We start from the raw sequence: 17,207 nt of genomic DNA, 5'->3' as shown, positions 1-17,207 counted from the left end.
CCGTAGCCCGGATGAGCGTAGCGATATCCGGGAAACCTCACGACAAAGACCCGGATATCGCTTCGCTCAACCGGGCTACCGGTTCAGCCCCTCAGGCTGCCTTCCCGCCCATATATTCCGGCAGCCAGCGCTCGAACGAGGTCCGCAGCGCCTCGATCGTTACAGGCGCCTCGCCCGCGATCGCGATCGCGTCGCCGCCGGTGGTGCCGATCCGCACGCAGGGCACCTCGCAGCCGCGCATCTTGGCGAGCACGCGGCCGGCCTCGGTTTCAGGCACGGTGACGAGATAGCGCGCCTGGTCCTCGCCGAACCAATAGGCCTGAGGCACCAAGGAGGTCGGCGCCGCGAGCAGTTTGGCGCCGATGCCGCCCGCCATCGCCATCTCGGCCAGCGCAATCAGCAGGCCCCCGTCGGACAGATCGTGCACGGCGGTCGCGGTGCCCGCATGGATCATGCCGCGCACGCAGTCGCCGTTGCGCTTCTCAGCCGCGAGGTCGACCGGCGGCGGCGCGCCCTCCTCGCGACCGCAGATGTCGCGCAAGTAAACGGACTGGCCGAGCCAGCCATGAGTCTCGCCGATCAGGAGGATCGCCTCGCCTTCGGCCTTGAAGGCGAGCGACGCGGACTTGGTGAAATCATCGAGCAGGCCGACGCCGCCGATCGAGGGCGTCGGCAAGATCGCGCGGCCGTTGGTCTCGTTGTAGAGCGAGACGTTGCCGGACACGACCGGGAAGTCGAGCGTACGGCAGGCTTCCGAGATGCCCTTCAGGCAGCCGACGAACTGGCCCATGATCTCGGGCCGCTCAGGATTGCCGAAATTGAGATTGTCGGTGATCGCAAGCGGCTTGCCGCCAACCGCGGTGATGTTGCGCCAGGCTTCCGCCACCGCCTGCTTGCCGCCTTCAAACGGATCGGCCTCGCAATAGCGCGGCGTCACGTCGACGGTCAGCGCCAAGCCCTTCGGGCCGTCCTGCACGCGCACCACCGCGGCATCGCCGCCGGGACGCTGCATGGTGTTGCCGAGAATGACGTGGTCGTACTGCTCCCAGACCCAGCGCTTGCTGCACATATCGGGCGTGCCGATCAGCTTTTCGAGCGCGGCACCGAGACCCATCGGCGCCGCCACCTCGCGCGCATGCACGACCGGCAGCGCGGCGGAGGGGACATGCGGGCGATCATAGAGCGGCGCCTCGTCGCCGAGCTCCTTGATCGGCAAATCGGCCATGACGTCACCGCCATGCTTGACCACGAAGCGCTTGCTCGGCGTGGTGTAGCCGACCACGGCGAAATCGAGGCCCCACTTCTTGAAGATCGCCTCGGCCTCTTTCTCCTTCTCGGGCTTGAGCACCATGAGCATGCGCTCCTGGCTCTCCGAGAGCATCATCTCGTAGGCGCTCATGCCGATCTCGCGCGTCGGCACCGCGTCGAGATCGAGATCGACGCCGAGGTCGCCCTTGGCGCCCATCTCCACCGCCGAACAGGTCAGGCCCGCCGCGCCCATGTCCTGGATCGCGATGACGCAGCCCTTCTCCATGATCTCGAGACAAGCCTCTAACAGCAGCTTTTCGGCAAAGGGATCGCCGACCTGCACGGTCGGACGCTTCTCTTCGGACTTGTCGTCGAACTCGGCCGAGGCCATCGAGGCGCCGTGGATGCCGTCGCGGCCGGTCTTGGAGCCGAGATAGACGATCGGCATGTTCACGCCGGAGGCGGCGGCATAGAAGATCTTGTCGGTATCGGCGAGGCCGACCGCCATCGCGTTGACGAGAATGTTGCCGTCATAGCGGGTGTGGAAACGGACCTGGCCGCCGACCGTCGGCACGCCGAACGAGTTGCCGTAGCCGCCGACGCCAGCGACGACACCGGAGACGAGATGCCGCGTCCTGGCATGCTCCGGTGCGCCAAAGCTCAGCGCGTTGAGGCAGGCGATCGGCCGCGCGCCCATGGTGAAAACGTCGCGCAAGATGCCACCGACACCGGTGGTCGCGCCCTGGTAAGGCTCGATGTAGCTCGGGTGGTTGTGGCTCTCCATCTTGAAGACCACGGCCTGGCCGTCGCCGATGTCGATCACACCGGCATTCTCGCCCGGGCCCTGGATCACCCAGGGCGCCTTGGTCGGCAAGCCCTTCAGATGGAGGCGCGAGGATTTGTACGAGCAGTGCTCGTTCCACATCGCCGAGAAGATGCCGAGCTCGGTGAAGGTCGGCTCCCGCCCGATCAGCTTGAGAATGCGCTCATACTCGTCGGGCTTGAGCCCGTGGGCGGCAATCAGCTCGGGGGTGATCTTGGGTTCGTTCTTCATGGAATTTGGGCTTTCGACGGCGGTTGGCCGTTCTTAGGAACATCGGACGGCTTGGAAAAGCCCTTTATGGCGCATTTTCCCGCTGTCCCACGTTTTGCGGCCGGGGGTTGCGGGAACAGGAATTGCACAGCGCGGACAGATCGGATTTAAGGACAAAAGACCCGCAATTGAAGGCCCATTTCCTTGCATGAATTGACCAAAGCGCCCCCGCCTCGCCGCCCCGACCTCCACGTCGCGACCGATGGGGAATTCCAGGGCTGGCGAACCTGGATTCGTGACAGTTTTGAGAGCCATATCGGCCCGTTCTGGCACAAGATCGAGGACGACGGCAGCGTCCGCTCGGCGTTCCGGGTCGAGAAAAAGCACCTCAACGGCTCCGGAAACGTCCATGGCGGCTGCTTCATGGCGTTTGCCGACTATTGCCTGTTCGCGATCGCCACCCACGAACTGGATGGGCCGGCGGTGACCACCAATTTCGCCTGCGACTTCCTCGACGCGGCGCGCGAAGGCGAGTTGATCGAATGCGTCGGCGAGGTCTCCCGCGCCGGCGGCTCGCTGATCTTCCTGCGCGGCAAGCTGATATCGGGCGGGCGGCCTCTCTTCACCTTCTCCGGTACGATCAAGCGGGTGAAGCGGAAGCCGGCACCGCAGCCAAACGCATAGCTCGCCGCCTTCCCTTTTGGCGCCCCCTCGCCCAGACTTGTGTCCAGCGCTGTCGCGCCGGGGAGCAACATCAAGGTGCCGCAGAGCACATCGCCGACGGGGCGGGCCACAGTCTCGCAATTGCCGTCCATGCCCGCCACAGGCGCGCGCAACTGGCGCGACTATGCGCTGCTGTTCGCGCTGGCCTGCTGCTGGAGTTCAACCTATCCGCTGGCGAAGCTCGCGCTGGATACGATCCCGCCCGTGACCTTCATCTCGGCGCGCTCGCTGATCGCGGCCGCCTTCCTGTTCGCGATCCTGTGGATGCGCGGCGTCAGGATCCCGACCGACGCCAAGGCGTGGAAGTTGTTCGCCACCCAGCAATTGATCAACTCGACCTTTCCGTTCCTGATCATCACCTGGTCGCAGCAATATGTGCCGGCGTCGAACACGGTGGTGCTGGCCTCGACCACGCCGATCTTCGCCTTCCTGATCACCTCGCTGATCACGCGTCACGAACCGGCAACGCTGTTGAAGCTCTTGGGCGCGCTCCTCGGCCTCGCCGGCACAATCGTCATCGTGGGCCTGGATGCGCTGCGCGGCTTCGGCAGCGAGATCGTGGCCGAGATCGCCATCCTGCTCGCCACCATCTCGTTCGCCTGCGCCACGATCTTCGGCCTGCGGCTGTCCGAATACGATCCGATGGTGGTGGCAGCCGGCTCGCTGCTGTTCGGCGGCCTCGTGCTGCTGCCGCCTTCGCTGATCGTCGACCAGCCCTGGACGCTGCACCCGACGCCGACCGCGATCACAGCCACCATTGTCATGGGCATAGTCTCCAGCGCGTTGGGGCTGATGCTGTTCTACATGTGCCTGGGACGGCTCGGCACGCTGACGACGAACGCGCAAGGCTATTTGCGCATCCCGATCGGCGTCGGCCTCTCCGTGCTGCTGCTCGGCGAGAGCGTGCCCTCGAACCTGGCGCTGGGACTGGTGCTGGTCATGGCGGGCGTCGCCGCGATGACGGTGCCGACGGAGCGGTTGAAGCTGCGGTGACCCGCTGCTTCCGCCGTTCGGCACGAGGCGCTCAATGCGGCTTGCGCAACAATCCGCTCGCCAACGCTTGGAAGGCGTCAACGGCCTTGGTCAGGACGCCTGGCGGATCGTCGGCTGCGGCGACCCACAGCGCTGCGCTCAGCGCAGCCCCGTTCAGCAAGCGTCCCGCCGCTTCGACATCGACGGGCTTCACAATCCCCTGTTCGATCAGCGACCGAATGGTTCGCATGGTAATCTCAAGACAGGCATTCTCGCCGGGCCACTTGGATGGATCACCGAGCACGGCCGGTCCATCCAGAAGCATGACGCGCTGAATTTCAGGATCGAGCGCCATCTCGATATAGGCGGTCCCCTCTGCAAGCAGTCCTTGCCACAAGCTCGGCGCTTGCTCGCGGGCCGTGCGGAGCCGTTCCGCCATTTCGCTGTCGATCTGCACAACGACGGCCCAGAGCAGCCCCTTCTTGTCTTCGAAGTTGTGATACAGCGCGCCCCGCGTCAGTCCGACGGAAGCAGTCAGCTCGTCCATCGACGCGGCTGCATAGCCTTGTGTGGCAAACGCCCTGCGCGCGGCCCGGATGAGCTTGGCCCGACTTTCCGCCATCGCCTCGGCGCGCTTGCCCTTCGCCATGCTTCCCAACTCCATTTGCCGACCCTATTGACATACGGTCCGTATGTGATCCATATTCCACATACGCTACGTATATGAACAGCTCGTGGAAATCCAGTGGCAGGCCCTGCCCACCACAGCTGCGACCGCCATCCATCAATCAAGGATCCAGACATGCCCAAGCGCGACGCAATCTTCCCGGCCGGCCGCCACGCCCTCTATGAAGCGCACCGCTATTCGGCCGCGATCCGGTCCGGCGACCTGCTCTTCGTCTCCGGGCAGGTTGGAAGTCGCGAGGACGGCTCGCCCGAACCGGTGTTTGAGGACCAGGTCCGACGCGCGTTTGCCAATCTGCGTGCCGTTCTCGCAGCGGCCGGATGCACGCTGGACGATGTGGTGGACGTCACCACGTTCCATACCGATCCGGCCACGCAGATCGAGAAGGTGATGGCAATTCGCGCTGCGGAGATCGGGGAGGCACCCTATCCGAACTGGACGGCAGTCGGAGTGAATTGGCTTGCCGGGTTCGACTTCGAGATCAAGGTGATCGCCCGCATTCCTGCTGCGGGGTAAGCGTTCTCGGTGGCGATGATGCCAACCGTCAGGAGCCTCGCGCTATTACTTGGCGTCGTCGGCCAGCATCTTGCGGTACTTCTCGACGTCGCGCGTCACGAGCTTTTGCAGCACCTCGGGCGTGTGCTCGTCGGGATCGGGGGCAACGGTCGAGAGGTCGGCGAACCGTTTCTTCACCGCGTCGGTTTCCACGGCCGTACGCGCGGCGGCATTCAGCTTGGCAATGACCGCCGGCGGAGTGCCCTTGGGCGCGAACAGGCCGTTCCAGCCCTGCGCCTCGAATTCGGGCAGGCCGGCTTCGGCCGACGTCGGCAGATCCGGCAGGGTCGCGAGCCGCACGGTCGAGCCGACCACGAGCCCGCGCGCCAGCTTCTCGTTGATCGACTGCGAGACCGAGGCTGCCGCATCGCAGACGCCGTCGATCTGGCCGCCGATCGCATCGGTGAGCGCGGGGGCGGCGCCGCGATAGCCGACCAGCGTCGCGTCGATCCCGGCGGCTGTGACGAAGCTCTTGCAGATCAGGTAGTTCGAGGACCCGACGCCGGCATGGCCGAGATTGATCTTGCCCGGATTGACCTTGGCGTAGGCGATGAACTCTTTCAGGTCCTTTGCCGGAAAATCCTTGCGCACGGCGATGATGCCGAACGTCTTCGCCACCATGGCGATCGGCACGAAGGAGTCCGGCGTGAACGGCAGCTTTGGATAGATCGTATAGGTCGCAGCGTTGGTGCCGGCATTGCCGATCGCAATGGTGTAGCCGTCAGGCTCGGCGCGGGAGGCGCGCGCCAGTGCGGTCGAGCCGCCGGCGCCGGCGACATTCTCGATCACGATGGTCTGGCCGAGCGCGATGCCCATCTGCTCGGCAACCGTGCGCGCGATCACGTCGGACGTGCCGCCGGCCGCGAACGGCACGATCATGGTGACGGGACGCTTGGGGAAATCCTGTGCGAACGCGGCCGTCGCGAACGCAACGACGGCGACAGCGGCCGGCAGCCGCTTCAGCACGAACGCAATCACGCGGCTTTTTCCAGATGCGCGGTGAGGCCGGCGAACAGGCCGCGACCGTCGGTGCAGCCCATGATGTCTTCGACGTGGTTTTCCGGATGCGGCATCATGCCGAGCACGTTGCCCTTGTCGTTGACGATGCCGGCGATGGATTGCGCGGCGCCGTTGATGTTGCTGATATCGTCGATCGCGCCGTCAGCCGAGCAATAGCGGTAAAGGACGCGACCCTCGCCTTCGAGCCGCTTGATGGTCTCCGCGTCCGCCGCATAATTGCCCTCGCCATGCGCGATGGGCACGCGGATCACCTGCCCGGCATTGTAGCCGCGCGTGAATGGCGTGTCGGAGCGCTCCACGCGCAGATGCACGTCGTGGCAGATGAATTTCAGCCGCGCATTGCGCATCAGGACGCCAGGCAAGAGGCCGGACTCGCAGAGGATCTGAAAACCGTTGCAGACGCCGAGCACGAGGCCGCCCTTGGCCGCATAGTCGCGCACCGCGTCCATCACCGGCGCCCGCGCCGCAATCGCGCCGCAGCGCAGATAATCGCCATAGGAGAACCCGCCGGGCACCACCACGAGGTCGGTGCCATCAGGCAGCGACGTCTCGGCATGCCACACCAGCGCGGGCTCGCTGCCCGAGATCAGCCTCAAGGCACGCGCCATGTCGCGCTCGCGGTTGATTCCGGGAAAGACGAGGATGGCGGCTTTCATGGCAGAGGTTCCGAACGAAGATTGAATGGGGCTGGCACGGCTGCCAAATCGTGAGCAGACATATCCATTTGACGGGGATTTTACCAGTGCTAGCCTCGGCCGCGAGCGTTGTGCACAGGCCATAGCCCGCCATCGGCCGATCGATTCGCCCGGGATTAAAGCCATGAATGTCCCCTCGCTGCCCGCATCCCTCTCCGAGCCGGTGTCCACCGAGGGCGTGATCGCCGCCGGTGCCTATGTCGACGGCCGGCGCGTCGCCAATATTGCCATCAGCGAGGCCTCGAGCTGGCGGGCGAAGCCCGGCCACGTGGTCTGGATCGGGCTGCACGAGCCCGACATGGCGCTGCTCAGCGCGGTGCAGAAGCAGTTCGACCTGCACGAGCTTGCCATCGAGGACGCCAACCACGCCCATCAGAGACCGAAGATCGAGCAATATGGCGAGGCCCTGTTCATCGTGGCGCGAACCGCGCAACTGATCGAGGGCCGGATCGCCTTCGGCGAGACGCACATCTTCGTTGGCGAAGGCTATCTGGTCTCGGTGCGCCACGGCGCGTCGACGTCCTACACGCCGGTGCGCGAACGTTGCGAAAGCTGCCCGCGAGCGCTCGCGCGCGGCGAGGACTACATCCTCTACGCCATCCTCGATTTCATCGTCGACAACTACTCGCCCGTGCTCGAGAGCATTCACGAAGAGGTCGAGAGCATCGAGGATGACGTGCTCTCCAAGGCGATCAGCAAGGCGCAGATCGAGCGGCTCTATATGCTGCGCCGCGACCTCTTGCGGCTCAGGACCGCGATCGGGCCGCTGGTGGAGGTCTGCCGCCGTCTGGAGCACGACGAGCTTGCGATGGTGCGCGCGACGATGCAGCCGCTGTTCCGCGACGTCACCGACCACGTCCGCAACATCCAGGAGCGGATCGATTCCATGCGCGAGGTGCTGGCCTTCGCCTTCGAAGCGAGCCTGCTGGTCGGCCAGGCCCAGGAGACGGCGGTCTCCAAGAAACTTGCCTCCTGGCTCGCGATCATCGCGATCCCGACCGCGCTTGCCGGCATCTACGGCATGAACTTCAAGCACATGCCGGAGCTGGACTGGGAGTACGGCTATTACACGCTGCTCGGCGTGATGCTGACGGCGTGCGGCGCGCTGTATTGGCGTTTTCGTCGGGTCGGATGGCTGTGAGCCATCCCGTTCACCCGATCAGCTCGACCCGGTAGTTCTCGATCACGGTATTCGCCAGCAGCTTGTCGGCGGCATCCTTCAACGCCGCCTCCGCCTTCGCCTTGTCCGTGCCCGCGAGCTCGATGTCGAACACCTTGCCCTGCCGGACGCTGGCGACGCCGTCGACGCCGAGCGACTTCAACGCACCCTCGATCGCCTTGCCCTGCGGATCGAGGATGCCCGTTTTCAACGTCACGGTAACACGTGCCTTCACGTCAGATCCCTCTTAGCTCTTCACCAGCACCGGGCCTGAGCCCGCCGGACGCTCGTTCTCCATGAGGATGCCAAGACGCTTGGCGACTTCGGTATAGGCCTCGAGCAGCCCACCGAGATCCCTGCGGAAACGGTCCTTGTCGAGCTTCTCGTTCGACTTGATGTCCCACAGGCGGCAGCTATCCGGCGAGATCTCGTCGGCGACGATGATCCGCATCATCTCGTTCTCGAACAGCCGGCCGCACTCCATCTTGAAGTCGACGAGGCGGATGCCGATGCCGAGGAAGAGACCAGTGAGGAAGTCGTTGACACGGATGGCAAGTGCCATGATGTCGTCGATCTCCTGCGGTGTCGCCCACCCGAAAGCGGTGATGTGCTCTTCCGACACCATGGGATCGTTGAGCTGGTCGTTCTTGTAGTAGAACTCGATGATCGAGCGGGGCAGCTGCGTGCCCTCCTCGATGCCGAGGCGCTGCGACAGCGAGCCGGCGGCAACGTTCCGCACCACCACTTCCAGCGGCACGATCTCGACTTCGCGGATCAATTGCTCGCGCATATTGAGGCGGCGGATGAAATGGGTCGGCACCCCGATGTCGTTGAGGTGCTGAAACAGGTACTCCGAGATCCGGTTGTTGAGGACACCCTTGCCCTCGATCACCTGATGCTTTTTCGCATTGAACGCGGTGGCGTCATCCTTGAAGTGCTGGATCAGGGTACCGGGCTCCGGGCCTTCGTAAAGAACCTTTGCCTTGCCTTCATAAATGCGACGCCGACGGCTCATGGGGATGTACCGTGTTTTGTTGAAATCCATGTATTTGGTGTGCTCCGGTTGACGAGACTACGACCCACAGCGGAGCTGCCGTGAACGGCCCGGAACCCCTAGAAAACAGAACGGGAACCCAGCCTGAGGCAACCTATCCGATTGGCTGTCCCAGCACAATCGATCCGGCCGTCCGGCATCAAACTTATACCGCCTTGCCTGCGGCTTAACGGCTCGTTGTTTTGCCGATTCCTGCCCCCTATCTAGGCATGCACCGGGGCTCTCGCAACGAGGGCCAGCCGGGTCCAGTCAGCAGGGAATTGGAAAAGGCATGAGCACGTTGGACAAGCGCGAGGAAGGCTTCGAGAAGAAGTTTGCCCTCGACGAGGAGCAGAAATTCAAGGCGGAAGCCCGCCGCAACCGGCTGCTCGGGCTGTGGGCGGCCGAAAAGCTCGGCATCACGGGTGATGCCGCCACGGCCTATGCCAAGGAGGTGGTCGCGGCCGATTTCGAGGAAGCCGGTGACGCCGACGTCCTGCGCAAGGTCATGGCCGATTTCGCCGCCAAGAACGTGGCCGTCACCGAACAGGCGATTCGCGCCAAGATGAACGAGCTGATCGCGGTGGCGGCGGCCGAGGTGAAGGCCGGGAAATAAGGCGAAGCATCTTTCCGGGGCCACGTCTGCGACGCGCCCCCGGAATGCCAACCAGCTATCCCTCCTTGAACCCATATTCCGGCACGTTGCCGCTGGCGCCGTAATATTTGTACGGCAAGAATTTGCCGCTCATCGTGAACTTGACGCGGTCGCCCTTCGGATTCGCCACGCGCTCGATCGCCATGTCGAAGTCGATCGCCGACATGATGCCGTCGCCGAACTCCTCCTCGATCAGCGCCTTCCAGGCCGGGCCGTTGACCATCACCATCTCGTAGAAGCGGTAGATCAGCGGGTCGGTCGGCGGCATCGGCGTGCCGGTGCCGCGCATCGGCACCTCGTTCAGCATGGCGGTCTCCGCCTTCGACAGGCCGAACAGTTCGCCGGCGTTGGCCGCCTGCGGCTTCGTCAGTTTCATCTGGCCGAGGATCGCGCCTGTTATCAGCACCTCGGAATAGCCGCCGATCTTCTCGCAGATATATTTCCAGCTCCAGCCCTTCTCGCGCTTGATGTCGAGCAGCTTCTCGGTGAGGTCTTCGCGTTTCATGTCAGGGTCTCCTTGGCTAAGACTATGTCGCGCCGGCTCATTTCCTCGAGGCAGCGGATAGACGCGACGCTTTTTTGTGCCACTTTGGCAGGCACGAAACGTGCCAATGACCGGGGCTACGGATTTACGTGCCTCGCCTCATCGCCTCGGCAATGCTTCCGTAAATCCCCTGATCGCATCGAGCACCGGCTGCTGATCGCCCGCGAAGAACCAGTGATCGTTGCCGTCGAGCTCGACGAATTGCGCACCTTTGATCCGGCTCGCCACATCGCGGCCGGCCGCGATCCGTACGGCCTTGTCGTCCCGACGATGCAACACCAATGTCGGCATGGCAATTTGCGGCAAAAGCTGCCGCACGTCGGCGTCGCGAAACGCCTCGAGCACGGCCGAGATGCCGCCGGGACTGGAGGCCGCGCGCAATAGCCCCGCCCACCATGCGCGGGCCTGGGGATCGCCGGCAAGGCTGGGTGCGAAGGTCTCAATCCCCACCGGACCTCCCCATTGCGCGATGAGGTGCTTGCTCCAGGCGTCGTACTGGCTGGCGCGCAACGCGTGCGGATAGTCCTGCGACCAGCAGCCCTTGGCCAATGCACCGAACAGGATGAGTCCAGCCACGAGACGCGGCTCGTCGACGGCGAATTTGATGCAGGCCGGCCCGCACTCGGATGCGCCGAACAGCACGACGCGGCGCGCATCCGCGGCGCGCAGCACGGTGCCGATATCCTCCGCGGTGACGTCGATATCAGGCGCCGACCCAACCCGGTCGGACAACCCGATCCCGCGACGATCGAACACGATCAGACGCCCCAGCTTCGTCAGTGAGGCCAGAAAGGTTCGGCTCGCCGGATGCTCCCAGGCGCGTTCCACATGCGATACGAAGCCGGGCATGACCAGGATGTCGAGCGGACCGCTGCCATAGGTCTGATACGCCAGATGCACACCGGCGCCCTTGACGTAGCGCGTCGCTGGTACAGAGTGTGCCGCCGCAGGACTCATCAACGCCGCGGTCTCGGCTTCCGGCGTAACACCAAGCTCGTCACGCAGCCGCCGCGTCAGTGCCGCATGGTGCCGCTCTGCCGCGCTGCGGTCGCCCGCCAGCAGCAGGCTGCGGATCAGATGCCGGCCATAGACCTCGCTCAAACGATCGAGCTCGGCCAGACGGGTCGCATGCGCGGTCGCGGCGAAGTAGTCTCCGGCAGCGGTCTTGTCCTGCACCAGACGCTCCAGCGCGTGCATCAGCCGTCCCCGCAGCGCCTCGCGGCGGAAGAACGCCCAATCGTCGAATTCCGGACAGTCCTCCGGGGAGAAGCCTGCGAGGAAATCTCCGCGATAAATCTGGCAGGCTTCGTCAAAGTCACCGCGATCGCAGGCGCTCTCGAAAAGATGTGCATCGACCTGCAGCGCGACTGCCGGAGACCATCGCAGACTGGTGCGGTCGGTCTCGAACACCTGCTGACCGAGCGTCAGCTCGATTCGGTGAAGCAGCCGCCGCAACCGCGCAAGGCCGGTCTCGCGGTCAGTTTCAGGCCACAGCAGCGTCGCCACGATTTCGCGGGCCACAGCGCCCTTGGCCTCCGCGAGATAGACCAGCAGCGCGAGGCCCTTGCGCAAGGCCAACTTGATCGGGCGGCCGTCGGCGTGGACCTCAGGGAACCCGAATGTCCCCAGCGAGAAAGCCGTCATGAAAGTCCTCCCTCCCCTTGCGGCGCCCCCGGGGGACGCACAGGGGACGGTCCGGCAATAGCAGTCGGGGCAGATCGAGCCTGCTCGCGGGCGAGCAATTCAGGCTCCTGAATGCGGCACGGCTGCATTAGGCACAATAGGAAAAAACATGATCTCGCGCCTCCTGATCCTGCTCTACGCCATCGTGAGCTACGTCATCTTCACGGTCTCATTTCTCTATGCGCTCGGTTTCGTCGGCAATTATGTCGTGCCCAAATCGATAGATATGTCGATCGATAAGTCGATCGATGTCGGCAGCCCGACGGACCTGAGCGTGGCCGTCGTCGTCAACCTGCTGCTGATGAGCCTGTTTGCGATCCAGCACAGCGTGATGGCGCGGCCGGCCTTCAAACGATGGTCGGCCAAATTCCTCCCCGCGGCCTGCCAGCGCAGCACCTATGTGCTGCTTTCCAGCCTGATCCTGCTGTTGCTGTTCTGGCAGTGGCGTCCGATCCCGACGCCGGTCTGGCAAACGAGCGGAATAGCGGCCTGGTTGCTGATCGGCGTGCATTGGCTCGGCTGGCTGATCGCGTTCGCCTCCACCCACATGATCGATCATTTCGATCTGTTCGGCCTCCGCCAGGCCTTCGTCGCGTTCCGCGGGAGCGAGATACCAGGTCAATCGTTCAGAACACCGCTGCTCTACAAGATCGTGCGGCACCCAATCATGCTGGGTTTCCTGCTCGCGTTCTGGGCTACGCCCGAGATGACCGCCGGCCATCTGCTGTTCGCGCTCGCGAACACGGCCTACATCCTGATCGCCCTGCAGTTCGAGGAGCGCGATCTGATCGCCGAGTTCGGCATGACCTATCAGCAATATCGCCACCGCGTTCCGATGCTGGTGCCGCGTCTCTTCACGCGCCGCCCGGCGGACGAGCGCCAGCCCCCTCGCTCCGCTGGTGCACCCCGATGAGCGCAGTGCCATGCCGCGCATTTGCGGTCGAGCGGGGGCCCGTTCAGGTGGCAGCAAACGCCGCCGTGTTCGCTGATACCCTCGATGGGCTCGACGCCAGCCTATTTCTCGTCGACACAGACGGACGTCTGATTCACGCCAATACCGCCGGGCAGGCCATGCTCGATGCGAGCGACGTCCTCCTCGAGCTCCGTGGGGTTCTGATGGCCTGCGATAGCACGGTCAGCCAGACGTTGCGGCAAGTCTTCGCGGCAGCGGGACGCGGCGACCAGGCGCATGGCATCAACGGACTCGCGATCTCGATGATCGGGCTGGACGGAGAACGCCACGTCGCCCATGTCCTGTCGCTCACATCGGGCATGCGCCGCAATGCGTCTGCCGCCTGCAGCGCGGTTGCCGCACTGTTCGTCCGCAAGGCGGCGCTGACAATATTGCCTCGTTCGGAAGCTCTCCGTAACGCGTTCAAACTGACGCCAGCCGAACTGCGTGTGATGCTCGCGATCGTCGAACTCGGCGGCGTTCCCGAAGTGGCGGCGGCACTCGGCGTCGCCAATACGACGATCAAGACGCATGTCCGGCGCCTGTTTGAAAAGACCGGTGCAGCGCGACAGGCAGATTTCGTCAAGCTTGTCGCGGGATATGCGACGCCGTTACGCAAACCTGCCGAATGCAGACAATCCGTTGGAGCGACACGATGAGAGCAATTCTATGCAGCTCATTCACCGGACCCGGCGATTTGCGCCTTAGTGAAATCGACGAGCCGAAGCCGTCCGGCGACGAGATTCTGATCGCCGTCCATGCGGCCTCGGTCAGTTTCATGGACCAATTGGTGGTCTCGGGTCTCTATCAGATGCGGCCGCCGACGCCCTTCGTGCCCGGCACGGAAGCATCCGGTGTCGTCGTCGCGGTCGGCGACAAAGTCACGGGATTCGCGCCTGGCGACCGCGTGGCGTGCAGCGCCTGGACCGGCGGCTACGCCGAACGGATGATAGCGAAGGAATCGAAAACCGTGCGACTGCCGGATGGCGTCGCATTCGAAGCCGCGGCGACGGTGCTGCACAATTACGGCACGGCCTATTATGCGCTGGTCGAGCGGGCCCGGGCGCAGCGCGACGAAACGCTGTTCGTCACCGGTGCGGCCGGCGGAGTTGGCCTTGCCGCGGTCGACCTTGGCCGCCACCTGGGCCTGCGCGTCGTCGCCGGTATCGGCTCCGATGACAAGGCGAACCTGGTGCGCGCCTACGGTGCCAGCGAGGTCATCAACTATCGCACAGAGAATCTGCGCGACCGGATCAAGGCGATCACCGGTGGCGAAGGGATCGACATCGGCTTCGACAATGTCGGCGGCGCGATATTCGAGCAGTTGGCCCGGTCGATGAAATGGGGCGGACGGCTGATGCCGATCGGCTTCACCAGCGGCGAAATTCCACAGCTCCCGATGAACCTTCCGCTGCTGAAGAACTATTCCATCCTCGGCGTCTTCGTCGGCGCCTGGGCGGAGAAATTCTCAGCTGATGCCGCGCGTATGAACGCCACGCTGATGCAATTGCTGGCCGAGGGAAAAATCCGTCCGCACATCGATCGCGTCCTTCGTTTGGAGGAGGCCGGAGAAGCCATGCGCGCCGTGGCCAACCGAACGGTTCAGGGGCGAATTGTCCTCAAGATCAGGTAAGGTGAGCCGGAAAGAGAGAACAAAACCGATGACACAGATCATCATCGACAAACGCTTTTGCGGTCCTCCGAACTCCGGCAACGGCGGCTATGTCTGCGGCCGGCTCGCCCGCCATATTCCCGGCGCCGCGGAGATAACGCTGCGCGCGCCGCCGCCGCTGGACACTCCGCTCGATGCGGTCGCAACCGACGACGGCACATGGGAGCTTCGCGACGGCAACAAGATCGTCGCGACCGGGCAGCCGGCAAGCGTGGAGCTTTCGCGACTGGAGACAGCCAGCTTCGAGGACGCCTGCGCCGCCGAATTGCTGACGCCGGTCAAGCCGCACGAGCATCCATTGCCGACATGTTTCGTGTGCGGTCCGGCAAGGGCGAAAGGCGACGGCTTGCGCATTTTTGCCGGCTCGCTCCGTGGTCACAACGCCGTTCTCGCGGCGAGCTGGACGCCGGATCAGAATCTCGCCGCCGACGACGGCCTCGTCGCGCCGGAATTCCTCTGGTCGGCGCTCGACTGCCCCACCGGTTTTGCCTGCAATTGCGATCCACAGAACGGCGGCTTCGACAAGGCACCGCTGCTGCTGGGGCGAATGTCAGCACGGATCGAAGCCCGCCCGCGCCCGGGAGAACGCTGCATCATCACGGCCTGGCCCATCGGCCGCGACGGCCGCAAACGCGCGGCCGAAGCTGCGCTTCACGATGAAGCCGGGAGATTGCTGGCGGTGGCGCGAGCGACATGGATTGCGGTCCAGCGCGAAGTGCAGCTCGGACGTCCTTCGTAAGGTGGCCGAAGGCGCGCAGCGCCATGCCCAGCACTTCCGTCTCGGTACGTGAGATGGTGGCACGCTTCGCTTTGCCCGCCTTAGGAAGCCTGATCGAGGTCAGCGGCTCGCTCGCAGCGAAAGGAGCTCAACGTCGGCCGCCTGCTTCTCGATGAAGGTCTTCGGGCAATCGGCCGCCGCCTGATCCAACAGCCTAAGCGCCTCTTCCTTGGAGCCGCCCTGCAGTGCGCGCTCGGCAATATAGAAATTCGCCTCGCAGAACTGCCACTTTCTCTTCATCGGGTCGGCGTCGTCCGCCGCGCTGAGCACTTGCTCCGGCGTCATCTTGCCGAGAAAGAGATTGACGATCGGCGCGGGCCATTTCGTCGCGTCCAGCTGCTTCGCAGCCTCGCTCAGCCGGCTCTGTTGGTCGCTGCGCTTTGCAACGATTTCGCCCCATAAAACCGGATAGGCATCCTTTGGATTGAGCTGGATTGACTGATCGAGGTCAGCCAACGATTTTGCAAAAGAAGCGCTCTGCCAATAGACCCTTGCACGATGAAAGTAGGCGCGCGCATCCCTGGCATCGAGTCGTACAAGTTGATCGTAGTCCGCAAGCGAGCGGTCGAAGTCTCCTTTGGCCCTGTACGCGTTGCCGCGAGACGATATTGCATCCTTGTCCTTGGGATTGAGGCGAATCGCCTCATCGTAATCTGCGATAGCGCGGTCAAGATTGCCTTTCGCGTAGTAGGCTACCCCGCGAGCGCGGAGCACAGGGCCGTCCCCTGAAGCGAGTGCAATTGATTCACCCGCGACGGACGTGGAAATGGGGTCACCGTCCTGACCTTGAATCCGCGTCTGCCGACCACCCGAGATCCCTTGATCCTGATGTAGCAGCCGGATCACCTGGTCGTAATCGGCGATGGCGCGATCATAGTCGCCCTTTTGAGCATAGACGACACCGCGGCAGCCGTAGGCAGTCCGGCTTTGTGGATTCAGCTCGATGACCCGGTCGTAGTCGGCGATAGCGCGGTCGAGTTCGCCCAGCTGAGAGAAGGACTCGGCTCGGAAGTTAGTAGAAATTCTCCTTCGTTGGCCTGATCGGCGTGGTTTGATCGAGTTCGGCCAATGCACGTTCTCTATTGCCTTTGGCGAAGTAAACCCGACCCCGGCACAGTTGGCCGCCGCCGGTTTGGGGGCTGATCTCGACCGCTCGATCACAGTCGGCCATGGCCCGATCCGGATCCCCTTTGCGAATGTAAGCAAGGCCTCGCTCGACATACGCTATGACATTGTCCGGATGGATCAGGAGAGCCTGATCATAGTCGGCGATGGCGCGGACGAAGTCTCGTCTCGCCGAATAGACGTGAGCACGTCCGATATATGCGTAGGTACTCTTCGGATCGAGCTCGATTGCCTTGGCGTAATCTGACAGCGCGGCCTCGGGCTGTCGCTTTTGAATAAACGCAGACGCCCTCGCGATACGGGCGTTCAGATTGCCCGGATCGCGCTCGATGATCTGATTGTAGTCCGCGATCGCAAAGTCGATCTCGCCCTTCTGGCGGTAGAACATGGCGCGGCGGAAATGCGCCATGATCACAGCTGGCTGCATACCGGTCGCTGCCTCGATCATGGCGGTGCAGCCCGCAATGCGGTCATCGACACTGAAATTGCCGGCCGCGTTGCACTTGGCGCTCAAGGCCATTTCCGCACGAGCGCCCGATATTTCGAGCAAGGTCGCCAATGCCAACGCGCTTACGCCTGCTGCCGCACAAACGAGCGCGCGGCCTGTCATTCCGAACATGCAGTCCCCAACTCAATTCCCGGGGACGACATTAGCAACCGGTCATGCTCTTGCAC

At 63.8% G+C, this 17,207-nt stretch carries 19 protein-coding genes; 9 read left to right on the top strand and 10 right to left on the bottom strand.

The genetic code is table 11. The annotated features are described in order from the left end of the window. Positions 1 to 91 precede the first annotated feature (91 nt). Complete coding sequence (purL, locus tag RX329_RS15790) at positions 92 to 2,302, bottom strand: phosphoribosylformylglycinamidine synthase subunit PurL (protein WP_085349362.1); 2,211 nt, start codon at positions 2,300 to 2,302, stop codon at positions 92 to 94. Positions 2,303 to 2,485: 183 nt separating this feature from the next. Between purL and RX329_RS15785 the strand changes: the two genes are divergently transcribed. After that, positions 2,486 to 2,965, top strand: a complete 480-nt coding sequence (locus RX329_RS15785; protein WP_085384292.1) for a PaaI family thioesterase — start codon at positions 2,486 to 2,488, stop codon at positions 2,963 to 2,965. A 75-nt stretch (positions 2,966 to 3,040) separates the two neighbouring features. Then, complete coding sequence (locus RX329_RS15780) at positions 3,041 to 3,997, top strand: DMT family transporter (protein WP_026232967.1); 957 nt, start codon at positions 3,041 to 3,043, stop codon at positions 3,995 to 3,997. 31 nt (positions 3,998 to 4,028) lie between these two features. Here RX329_RS15780 and RX329_RS15775 read toward each other — a convergent pair whose 3' ends face one another. Further along, positions 4,029 to 4,625, bottom strand: coding sequence for a TetR/AcrR family transcriptional regulator (locus tag RX329_RS15775; RefSeq protein WP_317246115.1), 597 nt, complete (start codon positions 4,623 to 4,625; stop codon positions 4,029 to 4,031). A 153-nt stretch (positions 4,626 to 4,778) separates the two neighbouring features. Between RX329_RS15775 and RX329_RS15770 the strand changes: the two genes are divergently transcribed. Continuing rightward, positions 4,779 to 5,177, top strand: coding sequence for a RidA family protein (locus tag RX329_RS15770; protein ID WP_018455526.1), 399 nt, complete (start codon positions 4,779 to 4,781; stop codon positions 5,175 to 5,177). 45 nt (positions 5,178 to 5,222) lie between these two features. On the opposite strand, the gene RX329_RS15765 is transcribed toward RX329_RS15770, so the two are convergent. Continuing rightward, on the bottom strand, positions 5,223 to 6,194 hold the full coding sequence (locus RX329_RS15765) for a tripartite tricarboxylate transporter substrate binding protein BugD (protein WP_317246114.1): 972 nt from the start codon (positions 6,192 to 6,194) through the stop codon (positions 5,223 to 5,225). Next, complete coding sequence (gene purQ, locus RX329_RS15760) at positions 6,191 to 6,892, bottom strand: phosphoribosylformylglycinamidine synthase subunit PurQ (RefSeq protein ID WP_247368158.1); 702 nt, start codon at positions 6,890 to 6,892, stop codon at positions 6,191 to 6,193. The genes RX329_RS15765 and purQ overlap by 4 nt, the downstream gene beginning before the upstream one ends. 163 nt (positions 6,893 to 7,055) lie before the next feature. Here purQ and RX329_RS15755 point away from each other — a divergent pair, with 163 nt between their 5' ends. After that, positions 7,056 to 8,072 (top strand): magnesium and cobalt transport protein CorA, encoded by a 1,017-nt coding sequence (locus tag RX329_RS15755; protein WP_018455523.1) that lies wholly within the window; start codon positions 7,056 to 7,058, stop codon positions 8,070 to 8,072. A 10-nt stretch (positions 8,073 to 8,082) separates the two neighbouring features. Here the strand turns inward: RX329_RS15755 and purS are convergent, their stop codons facing one another. Both purS and purC read right to left on the bottom strand, forming a co-directional pair. Further along, positions 8,083 to 8,325: a phosphoribosylformylglycinamidine synthase subunit PurS gene (purS, locus tag RX329_RS15750; protein WP_026232966.1), complete on the bottom strand. Its 243-nt coding sequence runs from the start codon at positions 8,323 to 8,325 to the stop codon at positions 8,083 to 8,085. Positions 8,326 to 8,337: 12 nt separating this feature from the next. Further along, entirely contained in the window at positions 8,338 to 9,105 is a 768-nt protein-coding gene (purC, locus tag RX329_RS15745) for a phosphoribosylaminoimidazolesuccinocarboxamide synthase (protein ID WP_008974302.1), read from the bottom strand. A 310-nt stretch (positions 9,106 to 9,415) separates the two neighbouring features. On the opposite strand from purC, the gene RX329_RS15740 reads away from it, so the two are divergent. Further along, positions 9,416 to 9,739: a DUF1476 domain-containing protein gene (locus RX329_RS15740; protein WP_018455521.1), complete on the top strand. Its 324-nt coding sequence runs from the start codon at positions 9,416 to 9,418 to the stop codon at positions 9,737 to 9,739. Positions 9,740 to 9,794: 55 nt separating this feature from the next. Here RX329_RS15740 and cynS read toward each other — a convergent pair whose 3' ends face one another. Both cynS and RX329_RS15730 read right to left on the bottom strand, forming a co-directional pair. Beyond that, the gene (cynS, locus tag RX329_RS15735; protein WP_018455520.1) at positions 9,795 to 10,283 is read right to left on the bottom strand and encodes a cyanase; all 489 of its coding nucleotides are present in this window, start codon (positions 10,281 to 10,283) and stop codon (positions 9,795 to 9,797) included. 138 nt (positions 10,284 to 10,421) lie between these two features. Beyond that, positions 10,422 to 11,966 carry an alpha/beta fold hydrolase gene (locus RX329_RS15730; RefSeq protein WP_317246113.1) on the bottom strand — a complete coding sequence of 515 codons (1,545 nt, stop codon included), beginning with the start codon at positions 11,964 to 11,966 and terminating at the stop codon, positions 10,422 to 10,424. 148 nt (positions 11,967 to 12,114) lie between these two features. Here RX329_RS15730 and mddA point away from each other — a divergent pair, with 148 nt between their 5' ends. From mddA to RX329_RS15710, 4 genes are read left to right on the top strand one after another with little or no spacing between them, the layout of a single operon-like run. Next, the gene (mddA, locus tag RX329_RS15725) at positions 12,115 to 12,918 is read left to right on the top strand and encodes a methanethiol S-methyltransferase (RefSeq protein ID WP_085358897.1); all 804 of its coding nucleotides are present in this window, start codon (positions 12,115 to 12,117) and stop codon (positions 12,916 to 12,918) included. Then, a complete protein-coding gene (locus tag RX329_RS15720) occupies positions 12,915 to 13,616 on the top strand; it encodes a helix-turn-helix transcriptional regulator (RefSeq protein WP_051112990.1) in 702 nt (233 codons plus the stop codon). Before mddA ends, RX329_RS15720 begins: the two co-directional genes overlap by 4 nt. Then, positions 13,613 to 14,590, top strand: a complete 978-nt coding sequence (locus tag RX329_RS15715; RefSeq protein WP_026232965.1) for an NADPH:quinone oxidoreductase family protein — start codon at positions 13,613 to 13,615, stop codon at positions 14,588 to 14,590. The genes RX329_RS15720 and RX329_RS15715 overlap by 4 nt, the downstream gene beginning before the upstream one ends. A gap of 28 nt (positions 14,591 to 14,618) precedes the next feature. Next, positions 14,619 to 15,368, top strand: a complete 750-nt coding sequence (locus RX329_RS15710) for a hypothetical protein (RefSeq protein WP_317246112.1) — start codon at positions 14,619 to 14,621, stop codon at positions 15,366 to 15,368. A gap of 99 nt (positions 15,369 to 15,467) precedes the next feature. On the opposite strand, the gene RX329_RS15705 is transcribed toward RX329_RS15710, so the two are convergent. Together RX329_RS15705 and RX329_RS15700 are read right to left on the bottom strand one after the other, a co-directional pair. Beyond that, entirely contained in the window at positions 15,468 to 16,481 is a 1,014-nt protein-coding gene (locus tag RX329_RS15705; protein ID WP_317246111.1) for a tetratricopeptide repeat protein, read from the bottom strand. Next, positions 16,420 to 17,151 (bottom strand): tetratricopeptide repeat protein, encoded by a 732-nt coding sequence (locus tag RX329_RS15700; RefSeq protein ID WP_240543953.1) that lies wholly within the window; start codon positions 17,149 to 17,151, stop codon positions 16,420 to 16,422. The genes RX329_RS15705 and RX329_RS15700 overlap by 62 nt, the downstream gene beginning before the upstream one ends. Between the last annotated feature and the right edge of the window lie 56 nt (positions 17,152 to 17,207).

This window comes from Bradyrhizobium sp. BWC-3-1 (genome assembly GCF_032917965.1).
Taxonomy (GTDB): Bacteria; Pseudomonadota; Alphaproteobacteria; order Rhizobiales; family Xanthobacteraceae; genus Bradyrhizobium; species Bradyrhizobium canariense_D.
This window is presented reverse-complemented; position numbering and strand designations above follow the sequence as displayed.

Coding starts and splice junctions, on each gene's coding strand:
- cynS (WP_018455520.1), bottom strand. CDS start 10,283: ATGAAACGCGAAGACCTCACCGAGAAGCTGCTCGACATCAAGCGCGAG.
- RX329_RS15755 (WP_018455523.1), top strand. CDS start 7,056: ATGAATGTCCCCTCGCTGCCCGCATCCCTCTCCGAGCCGGTGTCCACC.
- mddA (WP_085358897.1), top strand. CDS start 12,115: ATGATCTCGCGCCTCCTGATCCTGCTCTACGCCATCGTGAGCTACGTC.
- RX329_RS15710 (WP_317246112.1), top strand. CDS start 14,619: ATGACACAGATCATCATCGACAAACGCTTTTGCGGTCCTCCGAACTCC.
- RX329_RS15720 (WP_051112990.1), top strand. CDS start 12,915: ATGAGCGCAGTGCCATGCCGCGCATTTGCGGTCGAGCGGGGGCCCGTT.
- RX329_RS15740 (WP_018455521.1), top strand. CDS start 9,416: ATGAGCACGTTGGACAAGCGCGAGGAAGGCTTCGAGAAGAAGTTTGCC.
- RX329_RS15775 (WP_317246115.1), bottom strand. CDS start 4,625: ATGGCGAAGGGCAAGCGCGCCGAGGCGATGGCGGAAAGTCGGGCCAAG.
- purQ (WP_247368158.1), bottom strand. CDS start 6,892: ATGAAAGCCGCCATCCTCGTCTTTCCCGGAATCAACCGCGAGCGCGAC.
- RX329_RS15715 (WP_026232965.1), top strand. CDS start 13,613: ATGAGAGCAATTCTATGCAGCTCATTCACCGGACCCGGCGATTTGCGC.
- purL (WP_085349362.1), bottom strand. CDS start 2,302: ATGAAGAACGAACCCAAGATCACCCCCGAGCTGATTGCCGCCCACGGG.
- RX329_RS15770 (WP_018455526.1), top strand. CDS start 4,779: ATGCCCAAGCGCGACGCAATCTTCCCGGCCGGCCGCCACGCCCTCTAT.
- purC (WP_008974302.1), bottom strand. CDS start 9,105: ATGAGCCGTCGGCGTCGCATTTATGAAGGCAAGGCAAAGGTTCTTTAC.
- RX329_RS15730 (WP_317246113.1), bottom strand. CDS start 11,966: ATGACGGCTTTCTCGCTGGGGACATTCGGGTTCCCTGAGGTCCACGCC.
- RX329_RS15700 (WP_240543953.1), bottom strand. CDS start 17,151: ATGTTCGGAATGACAGGCCGCGCGCTCGTTTGTGCGGCAGCAGGCGTA.